The following is a 19,312-nucleotide window of genomic DNA, read 5'->3' as shown; positions in this document are numbered from 1 at the left end:
GAAGTTTGTCTAAACGCGCTTTTTTTGCAAAAAGTTGATTGACGGGCGATACGTATTTCCCTACATTAGCGCCCGTTCCCGACAACAACGGGAAAGACAATATGGTGAGGTGTCCGAGTGGCTGAAGGAGCACGCCTGGAAAGTGTGTATACGGCAACGTATCGGGGGTTCGAATCCCCCCCTCACCGCCATATTCGAGATGAGAGCCTGTACGCAAGTACGGGCTCTTTTCTTTTATATTCTCCGCCGGGGGGGATGAGAACCCCCGACCGGGGTTCGACAACTGGCGCAGCCAGTTGGACAGACCGCACACGCAGTAAGCGGGCTGCCCCGCAGGGGCGAGCGAAGCGAGTCAATCCCCCCCTCACCGCCATATTCGAGATGAGAGCCTGTACGCAAGTACGGGCTCTTTTCTTTTATATTCTCCGCCGGGGGGATGAGAACCCCCGACCGGGGTTCGACAACTGGCGCAGCCAGTTGGACAGACCGCGAGCCCGCGAGCGGGCTGCCCCGCAGGGGCGAGCGAAGCGAGTCAATCCCCCCCTCACCGCCATATTCGAGATGAGAGCCTGTACGCAAGTACGGGCTTTTTTCTTTTATATTCTCCGCTGGGGGGGATGAGAACCCCCGACCGGGGTTCGACAACTGGCAACGCCAGTTGGACAGACCGCGCACGCAGTAAGCGGGCTGCCCCGCAGGGGCGAGCGAAGCGAGTCAATCCCCCCCTCACCGCCATATTCGAGATGAGAGCCTGTACGCAAGTACGGGCTTTTTTCTTTTATATTCTCCGCTGGGGGGGATGAGAACCCCCGACCGGGGTTCGACAACTGGCAACGCCAGTTGGACAGACCGCGCACGCAGTAAGCGGGCTGCCCCGCAGGGGCGAGCGAAGCGAGTCAATCCCCCCCTCACCGCCATATTTTAAGAAGAGCTCGTACGCAAGTACGGGCTTTTTTTCGTCTGTGGCACCCGCCGGGGGGATGAGAACCCCCGACCAAGGTTCGACAACTGGCAACAGACATTACGCAGTATTGTCAAAGCCAGACTCTTTTTCACACGATTAACAGCGCAGCGAAGATGTTCGCCAACACTATCCCCTCTTCCGCTTTGAGCCACCCGGCATAACGAAAATCATATCGCTCCGGATGGTGTACGTTATGCATTAACGAAAAGTGCTTTGTTACTTGCGTATCGACCGTAATACAATGTAAAAGTGAATGAACGTTCATTCACTTTAGCGCATGACAACACAGAAGGTACCAATGACTAGCAAAACACTGCGACTTATATTTCCTCAATGGCAAGGCGGTAACAATCCTCCCTACTATCTTGGCTCGCAGCTCCTCTCGTTTCTCTCTCCTGAAGCAAAAGGGCCCGTTGAGATCGTTCCTGTTGAGTTACCAACAACAGAGCCATTGCCAGGGATTAATGGCATCACGGCTAAGCCATCCCTCATCAGGCAACTCAATAATGCTGCCGCACTGATTGAAAAACATGATCCCAATAGCATTGTCATTTTAGGCGGAGACTGCCTGGTTTCGCTGGCGCCTTTCGCCCACCTGCTCGATAAGTACGGAGACAAACTCGGTGTGCTCTGGATTGACTCGCATCCTGACGTGCAGACGGCTGAACAATATCCAAACGCGCATGCCCATGTGCTTGGTGCGCTAATGGGTACGGGTGATAACGATTTAGTTGCCCATGTAAAAACCAAACTTAATCCGTCAAAAATAATGATTGCCGGTATCCACGCGCCACTTCCTTATGAAGCTGAATACCTCACTCGCCATAACATTACGACGCTAGCACCTGAACAGGTTAAAAGCGGTGCAGATGAAGTCCTGGAGTGGATAGCGAAAGAAAAGATTGCGTATCTGGCGATCCATATCGATCTGGACGTACTCGACCCATCTCTGTTCCGCTCCATTCTTTTTGCAAAACCGGGGCGCGGAAAACACGATTTTGGCGACGTTGCTGAAGGCAAACTGACGATTGAGGATGTACTCAATCTGATAGCGGCAGCGACGACAAAAGCAGTCCCCGTTGGCCTGACAATCGCTGAACATTTGCCCTGGGACATGCTGAATCTCAAGAACATGCTCAGTGAATTACCCCTTCTAAAGTAAGACGAAATCCAGGAGCCAGACGATAGAGTTTAGCTCTGGCTCCTTGCATAAAAGCGCGTTAAAGTCTGGGCACCGAATTTACCAAGATGCCGATATGTTAAAAAAAACCGAAACCTACCATAAGTTGATTACGGCTGCTGCTGCCTGCTTTGCGGAAAAAGGCTTTAGTGCGACAAGCGTACGTGAAATCTCTACCCGGGCAGGAATCAGTCAAGGAGCAATGTATACGTATTTCAAAAGTAAGGATGAGCTTGTTAAGGCTATTGTACTGGAAGAACAAAACTCCGCGCTGACTGCCCATAATGCGACCTATGCAGGCTCTTATTTTGATCGCCTTTGTGCACAAGTCGCGTCCTGTATTAGCGAGATCGGTTACCCTATCACGCATCAACTTTGGGTTGAAATCATGGCTGAGTCTGCGCGTAATCCAGAACTGCGAAAAACGTATATCTCCAGTGATGACATCATGCGGAAAAGCTTCGCGCGGCTCATCCAGGAGGGTATCGCTGCCGGAGAGTTTCGCCGTGATATTAACCTTGAAGAAATCACGATCATTATTTTTGCCCTTATTGACGGTTTAATCGCTCGTCAGGCAATAAACACGACCTTTTCATTCAGGGATGATCTGCCAATGTTTTTTGACGTTATGGCAAAATTGCTTAAATAATACCAGACGGTCATAGTAAAACGATGTATCGAAAAAACCAGAGGTTGCTTATAACAGCCAACGCTCTCAAGCGGCAAACGACTCACACAGTGAGCAATCTTTCACGCCCCTACGCGATTGCGAAGAGTGCGTGAAACGTACGGACGCTTTTCACATATGAGTTCCGGCAAAAAACCTCTGCCTACCCATCAATCTTCCTCCATCCGCTGATACTCTTCGCTGAGGTAGTCCACCAGCGCCCTGACGGAGGGCAGCAGCCCGCGCCGTGAAGCAAACACTGCATGGATCACTTCCCGCCGCGGCTGCCACTCATCCAGTACCACCTCTAATTCCCCTGACGCCAGCTGATCGCGCACCATTAATAAAGGAAGCTGTACCACGCCGACGCCGGCCATCGCCGCCTCGCGCAGCGCCAGCATATCGGTGGTCACCATTCGCGGCGTGAAATACACCTCCGCCCTTGCCCCCCCGGGCCCGGTAAGCTGCCATTTATGCTGATGCTTGTTCGCCCCCAGGCTGAGTCCCGGCCAGGTGCTCAGCTCGGAAGGCGCCTGCGGGCGTCCGAGCCGGGAAATGAGATCAGGACTGGCCACCAGCCGGTGCCCGCGGTCCGCCAGCACGCGCATCACCAGATCGCTATCCTCGATGGGCCGGGGACGGACGCGGATCGCCACATCAATCCCCTCCCCGACCACATCCACCCGGCGGTTGGTCGCCTCAAGATGCAGCGTTACCCCGGGATAGCGCGCCATAAATCGCGCCAGCATCGGTCCAATATGGACATGCAGCAAGGTGACCGGACAGGTGATCCTGACGCTACCGCGCGGCTCGGCGCGCAGCGTCTCGACCGCCTGCTGCGCCGCCTCGGCCTCTATCAGCATCGCTTTGCAATGCTGATAAAAGGTCTGCCCGACCTCGGTGACCGCGAACTGACGGGTGGTTCGCTGGATCAAACGCACGCCCAGCCGCTCCTCGAGTTGCGCAATGCGGCGGCTGAGCTTGGATTTCGGCTGGTCAAGCGCTCGCCCCGCCGCGGCGAAACCGCCATGGTCTACCACCTGGACAAACCAGGCGAAGTCATTGAGATCCTGCATCCTTCCTCCATTGTTCCATTTTTGGAACAGTATAGGTCATTTTTGCTCACTACCGCATACGTCGTCCCGGATATAAGCTTATTTACATCAGATACCGATACACAGGAGAAAGCCATGAAACAGATTACAGGAGTCTACACCGCGCCTGCGCAGCATTGGGTAGGCGACGGCTTCCCGGTTCGTTCGATATTTTCTTATCAGACGCACGGCCAGCAGCTGAGCCCCTTCCTACTGCTCGACTATGCCGGGCCGTACACCTTCCCGGCGGGCAGCGATAAACGCGGCGTCGGTGAGCATCCGCATCGCGGATTCGAAACCGTCACCATCGTCTACGCCGGTGAAGTAGAGCATCGTGACTCCACCGGACGCGGCGGGGTGATTGGCCCGGGCGACGTGCAGTGGATGACGGCGGGCGCCGGGATCCTGCACGAAGAGTTCCACTCGGAGGCCTTCACCCGCAGCGGCGGCGAGCTGAAGATGATCCAGCTGTGGGTCAACCTGCCCGCCAAAGACAAAATGACGGCCCCCGGCTATCAGAGCATTACCGCCGGGACGATCCCCACCGTCGCGCTGGCGAATGGCGCCGGACAGGTTCGGGTTATTGCCGGCCAGTATGACGACGTCAGCGGCCCGGCCCATACCTTCTCACCGCTTAATGTGTGGGATCTGCAGCTGAATCAGGGGCACGACCTCACGCTGCGCCAGCCGGAAGGCTGGAGTACCGCGCTGGTGGTGCTGGAAGGGGAAGTGATCATCAACGGTTCCGAGTCCGCCCGCGAAGGTCAGCTCGCCGTCCTGAGCCAGACAGGAGACGCCCTGCATCTGGAGGCGACCACCCAGGCAAAAGTTCTACTGATGGCCGGCGAACCGCTGCAGGAGCCGATTGTGGGCTATGGCCCCTTTGTCATGAATAACAAAACGCAGATCGCAGAAGCCGTTCGCGATTTTAACAGCGGCCGTTTTGGCCAAATCTAACTGATTGAGGTGAATACTATGTCTACTCCCGCTAACTTTAACGGTGCTCGTCCGGTGATTGATGTTAACGATACCGCCATGCTGTTGATTGACCACCAGAGCGGCCTGTTCCAGACCGTCGGCGATATGCCGATGCCAGAGCTGCGCGCTCGCGCCGCCGCGCTGGCCAAGATGGCGTCGCTTGCCGGGATCCCGGTGATCACCACCGCCTCCGTGCCGCAGGGGCCGAACGGTCCGCTGATCCCGGAGATTCATGAAAACGCGCCGCATGCGAAATACATCGCCCGTAAAGGTGAGATTAACGCCTGGGATAACCCGGAATTCGTCGCCGCGGTGAAAGCGACCGGTCGTAAGACGCTGATTATCGCCGGGACCATCACCAGCGTCTGCATGGCTTTCCCGGCGATTGCCGCCGTCGCCGATGGGTATAAAGTGTTTGCCGTGATTGACGCTTCCGGCACCTACAGCAAAATGGCGCAGGAAATCACCCTGGCTCGCGTGGTACAGGCTGGCGTAGTGCCGATGGATACCGCCGCCGTCGCCTCTGAGCTGCAGCGCACCTGGAATCGCCCGGACGCCGCAGAATGGGCGGAGGTGTACACCAAAGTCTTCCCGGCCTACCAATTGCTGATCGAAAGTTACAGCAAAGCGCAGGACGTGGTGAAGAATAACGAACAGCTGGATTCTCAGCGCTAAAACCCCGCCCCGCTGTACCGCAGCGGGGCATTGTTCATTGCGTGAGCGAACGGTAGAGAAAGAAGAAAATATGCTTGACCGTTTTAACGCAACTCCCTATAGTAGCGCCCCGTTGCCCACCCAAGGTGAGCAGCAAGACAATATGGTGAGGTGTCCGAGTGGCTGAAGGAGCACGCCTGGAAAGTGTGTATACGGCAACGTATCGGGGGTTCGAATCCCCCCCTCACCGCCATATTTTAAGAAGAGCTCGTACGCAAGTACGGGCTTTTTTTTCGCATGTAGCACCTGCCGGGGGGGATGAGAACCCCCGACCGGGGTTCGACAACTGGCAACGCCAGTTGGACAGACCGCGAGCCTGCGAGCGGGCTGCCCCGCAGGGGCGAGCGAAGCGAGTCAATCCCCCCCTCACCGCCATATTCGAGATGAGAGCCTGTACGCAAGTACGGGCTCTTTTCTTTTATATTCTCCACTGGGGGGGATGAGAACCCCCGACCGGGGTTCGACAACTGGCAACGCCAGTTGGACAGACCGCGAGCCTGCGAGCGGGCTGCCCCGACAAAAACGCCGGGAGCGTTTTTGAACAACGCCTGCGTTGGCCCCGCAGGGGCGAGGCCCATGGATGGGCCGAGTAACGGCGAGCGAAGCGAGTCAATCCCCCCTCACCGCCATATTTTAAGAAGAGCTCGTACGCATGTACGGGCTTTTTTTTCGCTTGTGGCACCGCAGACATCCCCGGGGTCGGCAGCAATGCCTCCCCCGGCTACCAGACCGTACCCGCCAGGTAGCCCGGCTAAGCGCAGCGCCGCCGGGAGGATGCCCAAAAACAACAAAGCCCGGGCTAGCCCGGGCCTTGCTCACAGTATGACGATTAATAATAGGCTTTCAGCGTCCGCTGGCAGAGAGCCGAGCGCACGCAGTCATCGGTGGTGAAACGCACGATGCCGATCATCTCGTCTTCCTCAAAACGCGCCAGCGCATCACTCAGGCCAGACCTCACACCAGAGGGCAAATCGCACTGGGTGATATCGCCATTGACGATGACCGTCACGTTCTCCCCGAGGCGGGTTAAAAACATCTTCATTTGCGCAGCGGTCACGTTCTGGGCCTCGTCCAGAATCACCACCGCATTTTCAAAGGTACGTCCGCGCATATAGGCGAACGGCGCGATTTCCACCTTGCCGATTTCCGGACGCAGGCAGTACTGCATAAAGGAAGCCCCCAACCTTTTCACCAGCACGTCGTAAACCGGTCGGAAATAGGGCGCGAACTTCTCGGCGATATCTCCCGGTAAGAAGCCAAGATCTTCATCGGCCTGCAGAACGGGACGGGTAACAATAATTCTGTCCACATCCTTATGGATCAGCGCTTCAGCTGCCTTCGCCGCACTGATCCAGGTCTTGCCGCATCCGGCTTCGCCGGTGGCGAAAATCAGCTGTTTATTGTCGATGGCATTCAGATAATGCGCCTGAGCTTCATTGCGCGCCTCAATTGGGGAAGTATCACGGCTGTCCCGCGCCATGCCAATTGCTTCTACGCCACTCATTTGCACAAGCGATGTGACCGATTCTTCTTCACGCTGTTTATGGCTACGTGAATCCCGTCTCAGCACACGTTTTGCTTCACGACGAGCTTTGATCACTGCTTTTTGTCTTCCCATGGATAGCACCTTGCGTTGTAGGTTTACATCACACGCGTCAACATCGACGCGACTATGCGCACGAACGATTGAGGTTTGGCTTCCTTGTAAGCCATTGCTTGCCGGTAGAACTGACAACGAGTCGCGGCTACGCGCACCGCGTACCCTGCCAAGGTGGTAATAATTCGAAGCGGAAGGAGAAAGGGTAAGAAAATCGCTGCCGGAAGCGGGGCTTCCGTGCTGAAGAGTACGGTCTGTGGTTTTACGTTGTCCGGTACGGGACCTTACCATTCGCGATCTCCATAGTGAAACGTCACACTGCCGGGAACTACCGCGTATGTAATAAGTACATCAAAAAAGATTCTTAATGCAACTTATTTTTCACAATGACGCAACAAATAGTTCTTAAGCAAGTGTAGGAGACTATCGGTCATTTGTATTACAGAAATATAACACATGGCAGGAAATATAATAAAAAAGAGAAAAACAGCAGAAAACGCCCTGCCCTCACGGACAGGGTCGGTATCAGGCCTGCAGCAGCGACTCTCCCAGATAGTGTTTTTCATCAACTACGCCGGGTAAAACAAAGAAGTAGCCCCCGCCGATGGGTTTGACGTACTCCTCCAGCGCCTCGCCGTTAAGCCGTTTCTGCACCGTCAGAAAACCCTTTTCCAGATCGTGCTGATAGCAAACGAATAACAGCCCCATATCCAGTTGTCCGGCGTTAGTGACGCCCAGCGAATAGCTGTAGCCGCGGCGCATCATCAGGCTGGACTGGGTTTCCGGCGTGCGAGGATTGGCCAGACGAATATGGCTATCCAGCGCAATGACTTCGCCGCCAGGATCTTTACTGTAATCCGGGGTATCGTGTTCGTTTTTCATCCCCAGCGGCGCACCGCTGTGCTTGTCGCGGCCAAAGATCGTCTGCTGCTCCTTGAGCGGCGTCCGATCCCAGAACTCCACGTGAAACTGGATAATTCGCGCCGCCTGATAGCTGCCGCCCACGGTCCAGGCCGGCTCGTCCTGATCGGCTGTCACCCACACGACTTTATCCATCAGCGCGCTGTCGTGGCTCGGCGGGTTAGCGGTGCCGTCCTTGAATCCCAGCAGGTTGATCGGGGTTTCTTTGCCTTTACTGCGCGCCGCGCTGTCGGAGATAAACCCTTCCCGCTTCCAGCGCACGCTCAGCAGATCCGGCGTATGTTTGATGACATCGCGCAGGGCGTGGATCACCGTATCCTGAGTATTGGCGCAGATCTGCAGCAGCAGGTCGCCATGGCACAGGGCGGCATCCAGTGAATCGTTGGGGAAGCGGGTCATCGGCTGCAGTTTTTTCGGCGCTTTATCCGCCAGGCCAAAACGCTCATCAAACAGTGAATGGCCAACCGAGACGGTCATGGTCAGGTTATCCGGTGCAATCCACGCCCCTAAGATGCCGGAATCCATCGGCGGCAGCCGGGGATTCGGCGTATCCGGCGCCGGGCCGCCCTGGGTTAAAAAGGCGATACGCTGGGTCAGCAGCCGAAACAGACGCTCGAGGTCAGCTTTATCTGACGCCAGCACATCGAACGCCACCAGCATCATCGAAGCCTGCTGCGGCGTCAGGATGCCCGCCTGATGCGGGCCGTAGAAGGGCTGTTTTTCCTGACGGGCGTCGGGTGTGAGCGTCCCGGGGGAACTTTCTGCTTTTGCCGCATGCGCCACCGGGCAGCCGCCGGTGATGGCCAGCGCGCCGCCAAGCGCGCCGATCCCTTTCAGTAAGCGACGACGTGACGGCTCGTTCACGTCGTGTGGTTTCTGTTGTGCCATCGACTTAGTCCAGACCCAGGATCCCGCGCAGCTGAGCCAGATCTTCCGCCAGGGTGGTGATCGGCCCTTTCAGCGCATTACGGTCAGCGGTGGTCAGCTTATCGTAGGTCTCGAAACCGTCTTTGGTGCGATATTTGCTGAGGATGCTGTCCACTTTCTTAAAGTTGGCGTCCACTTTCGCCAGCAGCGCGCTGTTCTCTTTTTGCAGCTGCGGACGCAGCAGGTCGACGATTTTCTGCGCGCCGTCAATGTTGGCCTGGAAGTCCCACAGGTCGGTGTGGCTGTAACGATCTTCTTCGCCGCTGATCTTGCTGGCTGCGACTTCCTCAATTAATCCTGCCGCCCCGCCCACCACTTTTGACGGCGGGAACGCCAGCTCGCTGATGCGTTTTTGCAGCTCCAGCACATCGCTGTTCAGCTGATCGGCATATTTTCCCATGCCCTTGACGCTGTTATCGCCAAACAGCGCCTTTTCCAGACGGTGGAAACCGGTGAATTTCGGATCTTCCGCTTTTTTCTCGAAGTCGTCTTCGCGGGCGTCGATGCTGCCGTCAAGGTCAGAGAACAGCTCGGCAATCGGCTCAATGCGCTCGTAATGCTGGCGCGTCGGGGCGTACAGCGCTTTCGCTTTTTCGATATCGCCCGCTTTCACCGCGTCGGTAAAGGCTTTGGTGCCGCTGACCAGCTGCGCGGTTTCCGCCGTCACATAGGCCTTATAAGCGGTGATCGCGTCGCCGAGGCTCAACACCGCATCCGCTTTCGCCGCGTCTTTGGTTGCTTCGCCGGTGACAATCAGTTTCCCTTTCGGGTTGGTGAGCAGGCCGCAGGTCATATCATATTCGCCTGGCTGCAGGTTAGCGGTGAGCTTTTGGGTAAAGCCCGGCGCGATGTTCTCACGCTCTTCCACCACCATGACCCCTTTCAGAATTTCCCACTCCAGCGCTTTCTGGCTATGGTTCTGAATAATAAACTGGGTTTTACCCGCTTTAACGGTCACCTGCATCGGCTCGCACTGCTTGTCGTTGACGGTGACTTTGACCTGCGGGATATCCGCAGCCTGAGCACCCAATGCAGAGCTGAGCAGCGCGGCCACGGTCGCCCGCAGCGCATTACGGCGAAAATGAATCATCATGATCATCCCTTTCGGTAAGTAGAGTGTCGCTTATAAGCTCGCAGCGCCCGGTCAGGCAGCCCGCGAGGCAGTGGTATTATTCCGCGGCGGCAGGGCAAACAGCACCAGCGCCGGGATCAGATAAAGCAGATAGACCGCCACTTCGCTAACGCTCGGGGTCTCCTGGTAGCCGAAGATCCCTTCAAGCAGTGTGCCGAACAGCGTATGCGTCGACAGCACGTTGCTCAGATCGAAGGCCGTATCCTGGAACAGGTTCCACAGGCCAGCCTCGTGGAAGGCGCGGATCGCCCCCGCGGCCAGGCCAGCGGCCACCAGCAGAATAAACAGGCTGGTCCATTTGAAGAACACGCCGAGGTTAAGGCGGATACCGCCCCAGTAGAGCAGGAAGCCCAGCACGATTGCCGTGGCCAGGCCCAGCAGCGCCCCCAGCGGCGGCCAGATGCCGACATCCTGCTGGAATGCCGCCAGCAGAAAGAAGACCGACTCCAGCCCCTCACGAGCAACGGCGAAAAAGACCATCATCACCAGCGCCCAGCCATGGTGATTACCGCGCTGCAGCGCCTTGTCCACGGCCTGCTCCAGTTGCTGTTTAACGTTGCGCGAGACATTGCGCATCCAGAAGACCATCCACGTCAGGATCACTACCGCGATGACCGCGACGATCCCCTCGAACAACTCCTGTTCGCGCTGAGGAAATTCCCCGGTGGTTTCGTTGATAAAAATGCCTAAGCCAAGACACAGCGCCGCCGCGAGGATCACGCCAATCCACATCACGCCAATCCAGTTGCCGCGCTGGGTGCGTTTCAGATAGCTGGCGATCAGGCTGACAATCAGCGCCGCCTCAAGGCCTTCGCGTAACATAATGAGAAATGGGACAAACATGCCAATACCCTTAAATGTAAAGCACCGTCAACGAATGCAAAAACAGGTAATATTTATGATAGTGATTATCATTACAATACTCAGAAACACAAGCGAAATGTTTAGAGAATGATGACTATCTGTAAATAAATCGCTGGCAAATAATGACTTACGAAAATATTCGCCTGTTATGAGGGAAAAGAATAAGCAAAGGATTTTTTACGCCAGATATTTACCCGTGGCGGCGGCTATGGCTAAATGGCGGCCTTATTGACCTGCGAAAAGAACAACATGACTGCATTTTTTCATTTCCTGCTGGCGCTGGTGGTGATCCTCGCCCTGGCCTGGCTTGTCAGCTACGACAGACAAAATATTCGTATTCGTTACATTCTCCAGTTGATTATTATCGAAATAGCGCTCGCCTTCTTTTTCCTGCACGCAGAAAGCGGCCTGTGGCTGGTGAAAAATATCTCCGGCTTTTTTGCTTCACTGTTAGGCTTTGCCGCCGAAGGGACCAATTTCGTCTTTGGCGGCATGAGCGAAAAAGGGTTAGCCTTTATTTTCCTGGGCGTCCTGTGTCCGATTGTGTTTATTTCCGCGCTGATTGGTATTCTTCAGCACTGGCGGATCCTGCCGATTTTCATTCGTGTCATCGGTACCCTGCTGTCGAAGGTAAACGGCATGGGTAAGCTGGAATCTTTCAACGCCGTCAGTTCGCTGATCCTCGGCCAGTCGGAAAACTTCATCGCCTACAAAGGCGTGCTGGGCGACCTCTCCTCACGGCGTCTGTTCACCATGGCGGCGACGGCCATGTCGACCGTATCGCTGTCGATTGTCGGCGCCTATATGACCATGCTGGATGCCAAATATGTCGTCGCGGCGCTGATCCTGAATATGTTCAGCACCTTTATCGTGCTGTCGGTGATTAACCCGACGCGGCCGGACAGCGAGCAGGAAATAAAACTCGAGAAGCTGCACGAATCGCAGAGTTTCTTTGAAATGCTCGGGGAATATATTCTGGCCGGCTTTAAAGTGGCGATGATTATTCTGGCGATGCTGATCGGCTTTATCGCCCTGATCAGCGCCATTAACGCGCTGTTCGCTACCCTGTTTGGTCTCAGCTTCCAGCAGATCCTCGGCTACGTCTTCTATCCGCTGGCCTGGCTTATCGGTATCCCGCTGAGCGATGCGCTGAACGCCGGCAGCATCATGGCCACCAAACTGGTCGCTAACGAATTTGTGGCGATGATTGAGCTGCAAAAGATTGCCGCCAGCATGACGCCGCGCGGGCTCGGCATTCTCTCGGTCTTCCTGGTGTCGTTTGCCAACTTTGCCTCGATCGGCATTATCGCCGGGGCGATCAAAGGCCTGAATGAACCGCAGGGCAATATCGTCTCCCGCTTCGGCCTGCGGCTGGTGTATAGCGCCACGCTGGTGAGCCTGCTTTCCGCCAGCTTCGCCGGGCTGGTGCTGTAAGACAAACGGCGGGGCTGCCCCCGCCGTTTACTCAGAACTGCACGCAGACCGGCTGGTCGACACGCATCACCGACTCCTGCGCGAAGCGTGATTTATAGCCCTGGCGCAGGGCTTCAATACCGGCCTCGCTCTGCGCATCGTTGCCATGGATCACCATCAGCGCCTTACTCTGCTCCCGCACCACCTGACCATTCTGGCCAAGCCACTGGCCGCGGGCATCAAACACCGTCAGCCCATCGCGAAAGCGCGGCGTGACGTCGCGGTCGACAAACTGTTGCCACTCTTCAGCAGTGATGTCTTTGCCCGCCGGGCGGCTCAGGCCGAAATAAAGCGTGGTTTGCACCATGGACCGATCCGCCGGGCAGGCGCCGGGCTTCGGCGCGCGGGTCGACGAACTTCCACCCGCCACGCAGCCGCTGAGTAACCCTGCCAGCACCAGCGCCATTGCACTCTGTCTGAACGTCATCTTTGCTATCCTCATTGTTATTAGTCAGGAAATATCAGCGGATTTTCAAATAATTAGCAAGGGTTATAATATTCCGGCCCGGCAACAGGCAAAAAAAAGCCCGCCAACGGCGGGCTCGTGAGCGTCAGATGACCTTACTCAGCCGTGGCGCGTACCGGCGGCGGCGTATGATAATGGGCATCCGCTTCGGCGAAGCGCTGCTGCATGCTGGCCGACGGCGCTTTATCCAGCAGGCTAAAGACCACAATCCCCAGGCTACCGAAGATAAAGCCCGGAATAATTTCATACAGGCCCAGCCAGCCAAACTGCTTCCAGACGATCACGGTCAGGGCGCCAATCACCATCCCGGCCAGCGCGCCGTTACGGGTCATGCGCGACCACATCACCGAGAACAGCACCACCGGACCAAAGGCGGCGCCGAAGCCAGCCCAGGCGTAGCTCACCAGTCCCAGCACGCGGTTTTCCGGATTGGCCGCCAGGGCAATCGCCACCAGGGCAACCACCAGCACCATCATACGGCCCACCCACACCAGCTCTTTCTGGCCGGCGTTTTTACGCAGGAAGGCTTTATACAAATCTTCGGTGATTGCGCTGGAGCAGACCAGCAACTGACAGCTCAGGGTGGACATCACCGCCGCCAGAATCGCCGACAACAGGATCCCGGCAATCCACGGGTTAAACAGGATTTGCGCCAGTTCGATAAACACGCGCTCGGCATTCTGATTAACCGCGCCCGCCAGGCTCGGGTTGTTATTGAAGTAGGCGATACCAAAGAAGCCGACCGCCACCGCGCCCGCCAGGCACAAGATCATCCAGGTCATACTGATGCGACGCGCGTGGACGATGCTGTGGTGCGAATCCGCCGCCATAAAGCGCGCCAGAATATGCGGCTGACCGAAATAGCCCAGCCCCCAGCCCATCAGCGAAATAATCGCCACGAAGTTCAGCCCCTTGAGCATGTCGATATTTTCGATGCTCTTTTGCTTAATGACTTCCAGCGAATCCCCAAAGCCGCCGACGGAAATAATCACGATCACCGGGGTGAGGATCAGGGCAAAAATCATCAGGCTGGCCTGCACGGTGTCGGTCCAGCTGACGGCGAGGAAACCGCCGACGAAGGTATAGATAATCGTCGCCGCCGCCCCGGCCCACAGTGCGGTTTCATAACTCATGCCGAAGGTGCTTTCAAACAGACGCGCCCCCGCCACAATTCCCGAGGCGCAATAGATGGTAAAGAACAGCAGAATAACCAGCGCTGAAATAATTCTCAGCACCCGGCTTTTATCTTCAAAACGGCCGGTAAAATAATCGGGCAGCGTCAGGGCGTTATTATTCACCTCGGTATGCACGCGCAGGCGCCCGGCTACCAGCTTCCAGTTAATCCACGCCCCCAGCGTTAAGCCAATGGCAATCCAGCTTTCGGAAATCCCGGAGAGAAAAATGGCGCCCGGCAGGCCCATCAGCAGCCAGCCGCTCATATCCGAGGCGCCGGCGGAAAGCGCGGTCACAAATGGCCCCAGACTCCGCCCCCCGAGAATATAATCATCAAAGTTTTTGGTCGAACGCCAGGCTATAAACCCTATTAAAACCATACCAAAAATATAAACAATAAATGTCACCAGCATCGGTGTGCTAATAGCCATGCAAAGTCTCCAGAATTTTTATCGACAGCATCCCGCTTCGTCGTTTTTTTCCACTACCGGAACGGGGTAATGGTGCGTTGTTTAATTGGGCGACCGTATCCTGACGGAAGCTTCGGTTTTTCACAAATGATTTAACACAGCATTTACACGAAAACCCGACAGCGCAAAACGTCATTTTTTTAGAGGTTGCACTCTCTCACGTTTTTAAAGGTTGCACCAAACAAAAGTGTTAACTCACGCATACAAATACCCTATGAGCACGGGGTTAAAATTCTGCTATTTTAGGCATTATTTTTAACAAATCCGCCATTTCACGGCTTGCGTCACAAGCCACAATTAACAAGGTTGCACAAAGTTGCAACATAGTGGATATTTCCATGCAACCGCATAAGCCTAACGATAAATGACAGGAGTTTTGAGCATGGGCACCACCACCATGGGTGTTAAGCTTGACGACGCAACTCGCGAGCGCATTAAGTCCGCCGCGAGCCGTATTGACCGCACGCCGCACTGGCTGATTAAACAGGCCATCTTCAATTATCTGGAAAAGCTGGAAAACGATGAGACGCTGCCTGAGCTGCCGGCGCTTCTGAACGGCGCCGCCAATGAAAGCGATGAAGCGGGTTCACCGGCGGAAGAGCCGTATCAACCGTTCCTCGAATTTGCCGAGCAAATCCTGCCGCAGTCGGTGAGCCGCGCAGCGATTACCGCCGCCTGGCGACGTCCGGAAACCGACGCGGTACCGATGCTGCTGGAACAGGCCCGACTGCCGCAGTCGCTGGGCGAACAGGCGCACAAGCTGGCGTATCAGCTGGCGGAAAAACTGCGCAACCAGAAGACCGCCAGCGGCCGCGCCGGCATGGTGCAGAGTCTTCTGCAGGAGTTCTCCCTCTCCTCACAGGAAGGGGTGGCGCTGATGTGCCTGGCGGAAGCCCTGCTGCGTATTCCGGATAAAGCCACCCGCGATGCGCTGATCCGCGACAAAATCAGCAACGGCAACTGGCAGTCGCACATCGGCCGCAGCCCGTCGTTGTTCGTCAACGCCGCCACCTGGGGGCTGCTGTTTACCGGGAAACTGGTGTCGACCCATAACGAGACCAGCCTCTCCCGCTCCCTGAACCGCATCATCGGTAAGAGCGGCGAACCGCTGATCCGCAAGGGCGTGGATATGGCGATGCGCCTGATGGGCGAGCAGTTCGTCACCGGCGAAACCATCGCCGAAGCGCTGGCTAACGCCCGCAAGCTGGAAGAAAAAGGGTTCCGCTACTCCTACGATATGCTCGGCGAAGCGGCGCTGACCGCCGCCGACGCTCAGGCCTATATGGTCTCTTATCAGCAGGCGATCCACGCCATCGGCAAAGCCTCCAACGGCCGCGGCATTTATGAAGGGCCGGGCATCTCCATTAAGCTCTCCGCGCTGCACCCGCGCTACAGCCGCGCGCAGTATGACCGGGTGATGGAAGAGCTTTACCCGCGTCTGAAATCGCTGACCCTGCTGGCGCGCCAGTACGATATCGGCATCAACATCGACGCCGAAGAGGCCGATCGCCTGGAGATCTCCCTCGATCTGCTGGAAAAACTCTGTTTCGAGCCAGAGCTGGCGGGCTGGAACGGCATCGGTTTTGTTATTCAGGCCTACCAGAAGCGCTGTCCGTTTGTTATTGATTACCTGATTGACCTCGCCACCCGCAGCCGCCGTCGCCTGATGATCCGTCTGGTGAAAGGCGCCTACTGGGATAGCGAAATCAAACGCGCGCAGATGGAAGGCCTCGAAGGCTATCCGGTCTACACTCGCAAGGTCTATACCGACGTCTCCTACCTTGCCTGCGCGAAAAAGCTGCTGGCGGTGCCGAACCTGATTTACCCGCAGTTCGCCACCCACAACGCCCATACCCTGGCGGCTATCTACCAGCTGGCGGGCCAGAACTACTACCCGGGCCAGTATGAGTTCCAGTGCCTGCACGGCATGGGCGAACCGCTGTACGAGCAGGTGGTGGGCAAAGTCGCCGACGGCAAACTGAACCGGCCGTGCCGGATCTACGCCCCGGTGGGCACCCACGAAACGCTGCTGGCGTATCTGGTGCGCCGTCTGCTGGAAAACGGCGCCAATACCTCTTTCGTCAACCGTATCGCGGACAATACCCTGCCGCTGGACGAGCTGGTGGCCGACCCGGTCAGCGCGGTAGAAAAACTGGCGCAGCAGGAAGGCCAGGCCGGCCTGCCGCATCCGAAAATCCCGCTGCCGCGCGATCTCTACGGCAGCGGCCGCAGCAACTCCGCCGGTCTCGATCTGGCGAACGAGCACCGTCTGGCCTCCCTCTCCTCTTCCCTGCTCAACAGCGCCCTGCATAAATGGCAGGCATTGCCGATGCTGGAGCAGCCGGTGGCCGAAGGCGAAATGCAGCCGGTGGTTAACCCGGCAGAGCCGAAAGATATCGTCGGCTACGTCCGCGAAGCCAGCGACGCCGAAGTGCAGCAGGCGCTGACCAGCGCTATCAACAATGCGCCGATCTGGTTCGCCACCCCGCCGCAGGAGCGCGCCGCCATTCTTGAGCGCGCCGCGGTGCTGATGGAAAGCCAGATGCCGACCCTGATGGGGATCCTGGTGCGCGAGGCGGGTAAAACCTTCAGCAACGCCATCGCCGAAGTACGCGAAGCCGTCGACTTCCTGCACTATTATGCCGGCCAGGTGCGCGACGATTTCGATAATGAAACCCACCGCCCGCTGGGCCCGGTGGTCTGTATCAGCCCGTGGAACTTCCCGCTGGCGATCTTCACCGGCCAGATTGCCGCCGCGCTGGCGGCCGGCAACAGCGTGCTGGCGAAACCAGCCGAGCAGACGCCGCTTATCGCCGCCCAGGGCGTGGCGATTCTGCTGGAGGCCGGCGTGCCGCCGGGCGTTATTCAACTGTTGCCGGGCCGCGGGGAGACCGTGGGCGCCGCGCTAACCTCCGATGAGCGCGTACGCGGCGTGATGTTCACCGGCTCCACCGAAGTGGCGACGCTGCTGCAGCGCAATATTGCCAGCCGCCTCGATCCCCAGGGTCGCCCGACGCCGCTGATCGCCGAAACCGGCGGGATGAACGCGATGATCGTCGACTCGTCGGCGCTGACCGAGCAGGTGGTGATCGACGTCCTGGCTTCCGCGTTCGACAGCGCCGGCCAGCGCTGCTCCGCCCTGCGCGTCCTCTGCCTGCAGGAAGAGGTCGCCGACCATACGTTGACCATGCTGCGCGGCGCCATGAGCGAGTGCCGGATGGGCAATCCGGGCCGGCTGACCACCGATATCGGCCCGGTTATCGATGCGGAAGCGAAAGAGAATATTGAACGCCATATTCAGGCGATGCGCGCCAAAGGACGCACCGTCTACCAGGCGGTGCGCGAGAATAGCGAAGACGCAAGCGAATGGCGCCACGGGACCTTTGTGCCGCCGACGCTTATCGAACTCGATAGCTTCGACGAGCTGAAAAAAGAGGTCTTCGGCCCGGTGCTGCACGTAGTGCGCTATAACCGTAACGAGCTGGACAAACTGGTGGAGCAGATTAACGCCTCTGGCTACGGCCTGACGCTCGGCGTGCATACCCGCATCGACGAGACCATCGCCCAGGTCACCGGCAGCGCGAAGGTGGGCAACCTGTACGTCAACCGCAATATGGTTGGCGCGGTGGTCGGCGTGCAGCCGTTCGGCGGCGAAGGGTTGTCCGGTACCGGTCCGAAAGCCGGCGGCCCGCTGTACCTGTATCGTCTGCTCTCCAGTCGCCCGCAGGACGCGGTTGGCGTGACCTTCGCCCGCCAGGATGCGGAGCGCCCGCTGGACGCCCAGCTGAAAACGCTGCTGGAAAAACCGCTGCAGGCGCTGCAGCAGTGGGCGGCGGGTCGTCCTGAGCTGCAGGCGCTGTGCCAGCAGTACAGCGAGCAGGCGCAAAGCGGCACCCAACGCCTGCTGCCGGGGCCAACCGGCGAGCGCAATACCCTGACGCTGATGCCGCGCGAGCGCGTGCTGTGCGTGGCGGATAACGAACAGGATGCGCTGATCCAGCTGGCGGCTGTGCTGGCGGTGGGTTGTGAAGTATTGTGGCCGGACAGCGCCCTGCAGCGCGATCTGGCGAAGAAGCTGCCTCGGGAGGTCAGCGAGCGCATTCGCTTTGCCAAAGCGGAGCAGTTACCTGGCCAGGCCTTCGACGCGGTTATCTACCACGGCGATTCCGACCAGCTGCGCGAGCTGTGCGAGCAGGTGGCGGCGCGCGACGGGGCGATAGTCTCCGTGCAGGGCTTCGCCCGCGGCGAAACCAACCTGCTGCTGGAGCGGCTGTATATTGAGCGCTCGCTGAGCGTTAACACCGCGGCGGCAGGCGGTAACGCCAGCCTGATGACCATCGGCTAAAACAGGCGCCCCCGGTGGCGCTGCGCTTACCGGGGCTACATAACACCGCCAAAGAGTAGCCCGGATAAGGCGCTGTGCGCCGCCATCCGGGAAATCGGTGCTGTGATCATCCCCGGTGGCGCTGCGCTTACCGGGGCTACCTGTCTCATGGCACGGAGGACGGCCTGTATTGTAGGTCGGGTAAGCGTAGCGCCACCCGACAACATAACAATACAACGAGGTAGCCCGGATAAGGCGCTGTGCGCCTCCATCCGGAAAATCGGCGCTGTGATCATCCCCGGTGGCGCTGCGCTTACCGGGGCTACCTGTCTCATGGCACGGGGCGGCCTGTATTGTAGGTCGGGTAA

The 19,312-nt window shown here is 57.6% G+C and carries 13 protein-coding genes, 2 tRNA genes and 3 other RNA genes; 11 read left to right on the top strand and 7 right to left on the bottom strand.

Annotated elements, in window-relative coordinates; all coding sequences use genetic code 11:
- Positions 1-103: 103 nt before the first annotated feature.
- The 6 genes from SPE70_RS08900 to SPE70_RS08875 all read left to right on the top strand — a co-directional run bounded on the left by SPE70_RS08900 (position 104) and on the right by SPE70_RS08875 (position 2,793).
- Positions 104-191 (top strand) — tRNA-Ser (locus tag SPE70_RS08900).
- A 43-nt stretch (positions 192-234) separates the two neighbouring features.
- Positions 235-373, top strand: a non-coding RNA gene (locus SPE70_RS08895) — RtT sRNA.
- Between the two features lie 223 nt (positions 374-596).
- Positions 597-735: non-coding RNA, RtT sRNA (locus SPE70_RS08890), on the top strand.
- A gap of 43 nt (positions 736-778) precedes the next feature.
- Positions 779-917, top strand: a non-coding RNA gene (locus tag SPE70_RS08885) — RtT sRNA.
- A 345-nt stretch (positions 918-1,262) separates the two neighbouring features.
- On the top strand, positions 1,263-2,126 hold the full coding sequence (locus SPE70_RS08880; protein WP_032732766.1) for an arginase family protein: 864 nt from the start codon (positions 1,263-1,265) through the stop codon (positions 2,124-2,126).
- A 94-nt stretch (positions 2,127-2,220) separates the two neighbouring features.
- The gene (locus SPE70_RS08875; RefSeq protein WP_032733450.1) at positions 2,221-2,793 is read left to right on the top strand and encodes a TetR/AcrR family transcriptional regulator; all 573 of its coding nucleotides are present in this window, start codon (positions 2,221-2,223) and stop codon (positions 2,791-2,793) included.
- A 188-nt stretch (positions 2,794-2,981) separates the two neighbouring features.
- On the opposite strand, the gene SPE70_RS08870 is transcribed toward SPE70_RS08875, so the two are convergent.
- Positions 2,982-3,887, bottom strand: coding sequence for a LysR family transcriptional regulator (locus SPE70_RS08870; protein ID WP_032729938.1), 906 nt, complete (start codon positions 3,885-3,887; stop codon positions 2,982-2,984).
- A gap of 114 nt (positions 3,888-4,001) precedes the next feature.
- Here SPE70_RS08870 and SPE70_RS08865 point away from each other — a divergent pair, with 114 nt between their 5' ends.
- The 3 genes from SPE70_RS08865 (at position 4,002) to SPE70_RS08855 (ending at position 5,790) form a co-directional block, all read left to right on the top strand.
- On the top strand, positions 4,002-4,862 hold the full coding sequence (locus SPE70_RS08865) for a pirin family protein (RefSeq protein ID WP_063106443.1): 861 nt from the start codon (positions 4,002-4,004) through the stop codon (positions 4,860-4,862).
- 18 nt (positions 4,863-4,880) lie between these two features.
- Positions 4,881-5,558, top strand: a complete 678-nt coding sequence (locus SPE70_RS08860) for an isochorismatase family protein (protein ID WP_002898927.1) — start codon at positions 4,881-4,883, stop codon at positions 5,556-5,558.
- Positions 5,559-5,702: 144 nt separating this feature from the next.
- Positions 5,703-5,790: transfer RNA gene (locus SPE70_RS08855), tRNA-Ser, on the top strand.
- Positions 5,791-6,426: 636 nt separating this feature from the next.
- Here the strand turns inward: SPE70_RS08855 and phoH are convergent.
- The 4 genes from phoH to efeU form a co-directional block, all read right to left on the bottom strand.
- Positions 6,427-7,215, bottom strand: coding sequence for a phosphate starvation-inducible protein PhoH (gene phoH / locus SPE70_RS08850; protein ID WP_002898923.1), 789 nt, complete (start codon positions 7,213-7,215; stop codon positions 6,427-6,429).
- Positions 7,216-7,719: 504 nt separating this feature from the next.
- Positions 7,720-9,003 carry an iron uptake transporter deferrochelatase/peroxidase subunit gene (gene efeB / locus SPE70_RS08845; RefSeq protein WP_008805950.1) on the bottom strand — a complete coding sequence of 428 codons (1,284 nt, stop codon included), beginning with the start codon at positions 9,001-9,003 and terminating at the stop codon, positions 7,720-7,722.
- A 4-nt stretch (positions 9,004-9,007) separates the two neighbouring features.
- Positions 9,008-10,135, bottom strand: coding sequence for an iron uptake system protein EfeO (gene efeO, locus SPE70_RS08840; protein ID WP_012542259.1), 1,128 nt, complete (start codon positions 10,133-10,135; stop codon positions 9,008-9,010).
- A gap of 51 nt (positions 10,136-10,186) precedes the next feature.
- Positions 10,187-11,017 carry an iron uptake transporter permease EfeU gene (gene efeU / locus SPE70_RS08835; RefSeq protein ID WP_008805948.1) on the bottom strand — a complete coding sequence of 277 codons (831 nt, stop codon included), beginning with the start codon at positions 11,015-11,017 and terminating at the stop codon, positions 10,187-10,189.
- Positions 11,018-11,287: 270 nt separating this feature from the next.
- Here efeU and SPE70_RS08830 point away from each other — a divergent pair, with 270 nt between their 5' ends.
- On the top strand, positions 11,288-12,472 hold the full coding sequence (locus tag SPE70_RS08830; protein ID WP_012968585.1) for a NupC/NupG family nucleoside CNT transporter: 1,185 nt from the start codon (positions 11,288-11,290) through the stop codon (positions 12,470-12,472).
- A gap of 31 nt (positions 12,473-12,503) precedes the next feature.
- Here the strand turns inward: SPE70_RS08830 and SPE70_RS08825 are convergent, their stop codons facing one another.
- Complete coding sequence (locus tag SPE70_RS08825; protein WP_064170506.1) at positions 12,504-12,938, bottom strand: DUF3574 domain-containing protein; 435 nt, start codon at positions 12,936-12,938, stop codon at positions 12,504-12,506.
- A 134-nt stretch (positions 12,939-13,072) separates the two neighbouring features.
- On the bottom strand, positions 13,073-14,581 hold the full coding sequence (gene putP / locus SPE70_RS08820) for a sodium/proline symporter PutP (protein ID WP_008805945.1): 1,509 nt from the start codon (positions 14,579-14,581) through the stop codon (positions 13,073-13,075).
- A 421-nt stretch (positions 14,582-15,002) separates the two neighbouring features.
- Here putP and putA point away from each other — a divergent pair, with 421 nt between their 5' ends.
- Positions 15,003-18,965, top strand: coding sequence for a trifunctional transcriptional regulator/proline dehydrogenase/L-glutamate gamma-semialdehyde dehydrogenase (putA, locus tag SPE70_RS08815; protein ID WP_012968587.1), 3,963 nt, complete (start codon positions 15,003-15,005; stop codon positions 18,963-18,965).
- The last annotated feature ends 347 nt before the right edge of the window (positions 18,966-19,312 follow it).

This window comes from Klebsiella sp. ZJOU C1 (assembly GCF_035620215.1).
Taxonomy (GTDB): domain Bacteria; phylum Pseudomonadota; class Gammaproteobacteria; order Enterobacterales; family Enterobacteriaceae; genus Klebsiella; species Klebsiella variicola.
The sequence above is the reverse complement of the archived record's forward strand: the minus strand, read 5'-3'. Positions and strand labels throughout refer to the sequence as shown.

What these genes read in the sequence shown, in the direction of transcription:
- SPE70_RS08880 (WP_032732766.1), top strand. Translation starts at nt 1,263, where the DNA reads ATGACTAGCAAAACACTGCGACTTATATTTCCTCAATGGCAAGGCGGT.
- SPE70_RS08875 (WP_032733450.1), top strand. Translation starts at nt 2,221, where the DNA reads ATGTTAAAAAAAACCGAAACCTACCATAAGTTGATTACGGCTGCTGCT.
- SPE70_RS08870 (WP_032729938.1), bottom strand. Translation starts at nt 3,887, where the DNA reads ATGCAGGATCTCAATGACTTCGCCTGGTTTGTCCAGGTGGTAGACCAT.
- SPE70_RS08865 (WP_063106443.1), top strand. Translation starts at nt 4,002, where the DNA reads ATGAAACAGATTACAGGAGTCTACACCGCGCCTGCGCAGCATTGGGTA.
- SPE70_RS08860 (WP_002898927.1), top strand. Translation starts at nt 4,881, where the DNA reads ATGTCTACTCCCGCTAACTTTAACGGTGCTCGTCCGGTGATTGATGTT.
- phoH (WP_002898923.1), bottom strand. Translation starts at nt 7,215, where the DNA reads ATGGGAAGACAAAAAGCAGTGATCAAAGCTCGTCGTGAAGCAAAACGT.
- efeB (WP_008805950.1), bottom strand. Translation starts at nt 9,003, where the DNA reads ATGGCACAACAGAAACCACACGACGTGAACGAGCCGTCACGTCGTCGC.
- efeO (WP_012542259.1), bottom strand. Translation starts at nt 10,135, where the DNA reads ATGATGATTCATTTTCGCCGTAATGCGCTGCGGGCGACCGTGGCCGCG.
- efeU (WP_008805948.1), bottom strand. Translation starts at nt 11,017, where the DNA reads ATGTTTGTCCCATTTCTCATTATGTTACGCGAAGGCCTTGAGGCGGCG.
- SPE70_RS08830 (WP_012968585.1), top strand. Translation starts at nt 11,288, where the DNA reads ATGACTGCATTTTTTCATTTCCTGCTGGCGCTGGTGGTGATCCTCGCC.
- SPE70_RS08825 (WP_064170506.1), bottom strand. Translation starts at nt 12,938, where the DNA reads ATGACGTTCAGACAGAGTGCAATGGCGCTGGTGCTGGCAGGGTTACTC.
- putP (WP_008805945.1), bottom strand. Translation starts at nt 14,581, where the DNA reads ATGGCTATTAGCACACCGATGCTGGTGACATTTATTGTTTATATTTTT.
- putA (WP_012968587.1), top strand. Translation starts at nt 15,003, where the DNA reads ATGGGCACCACCACCATGGGTGTTAAGCTTGACGACGCAACTCGCGAG.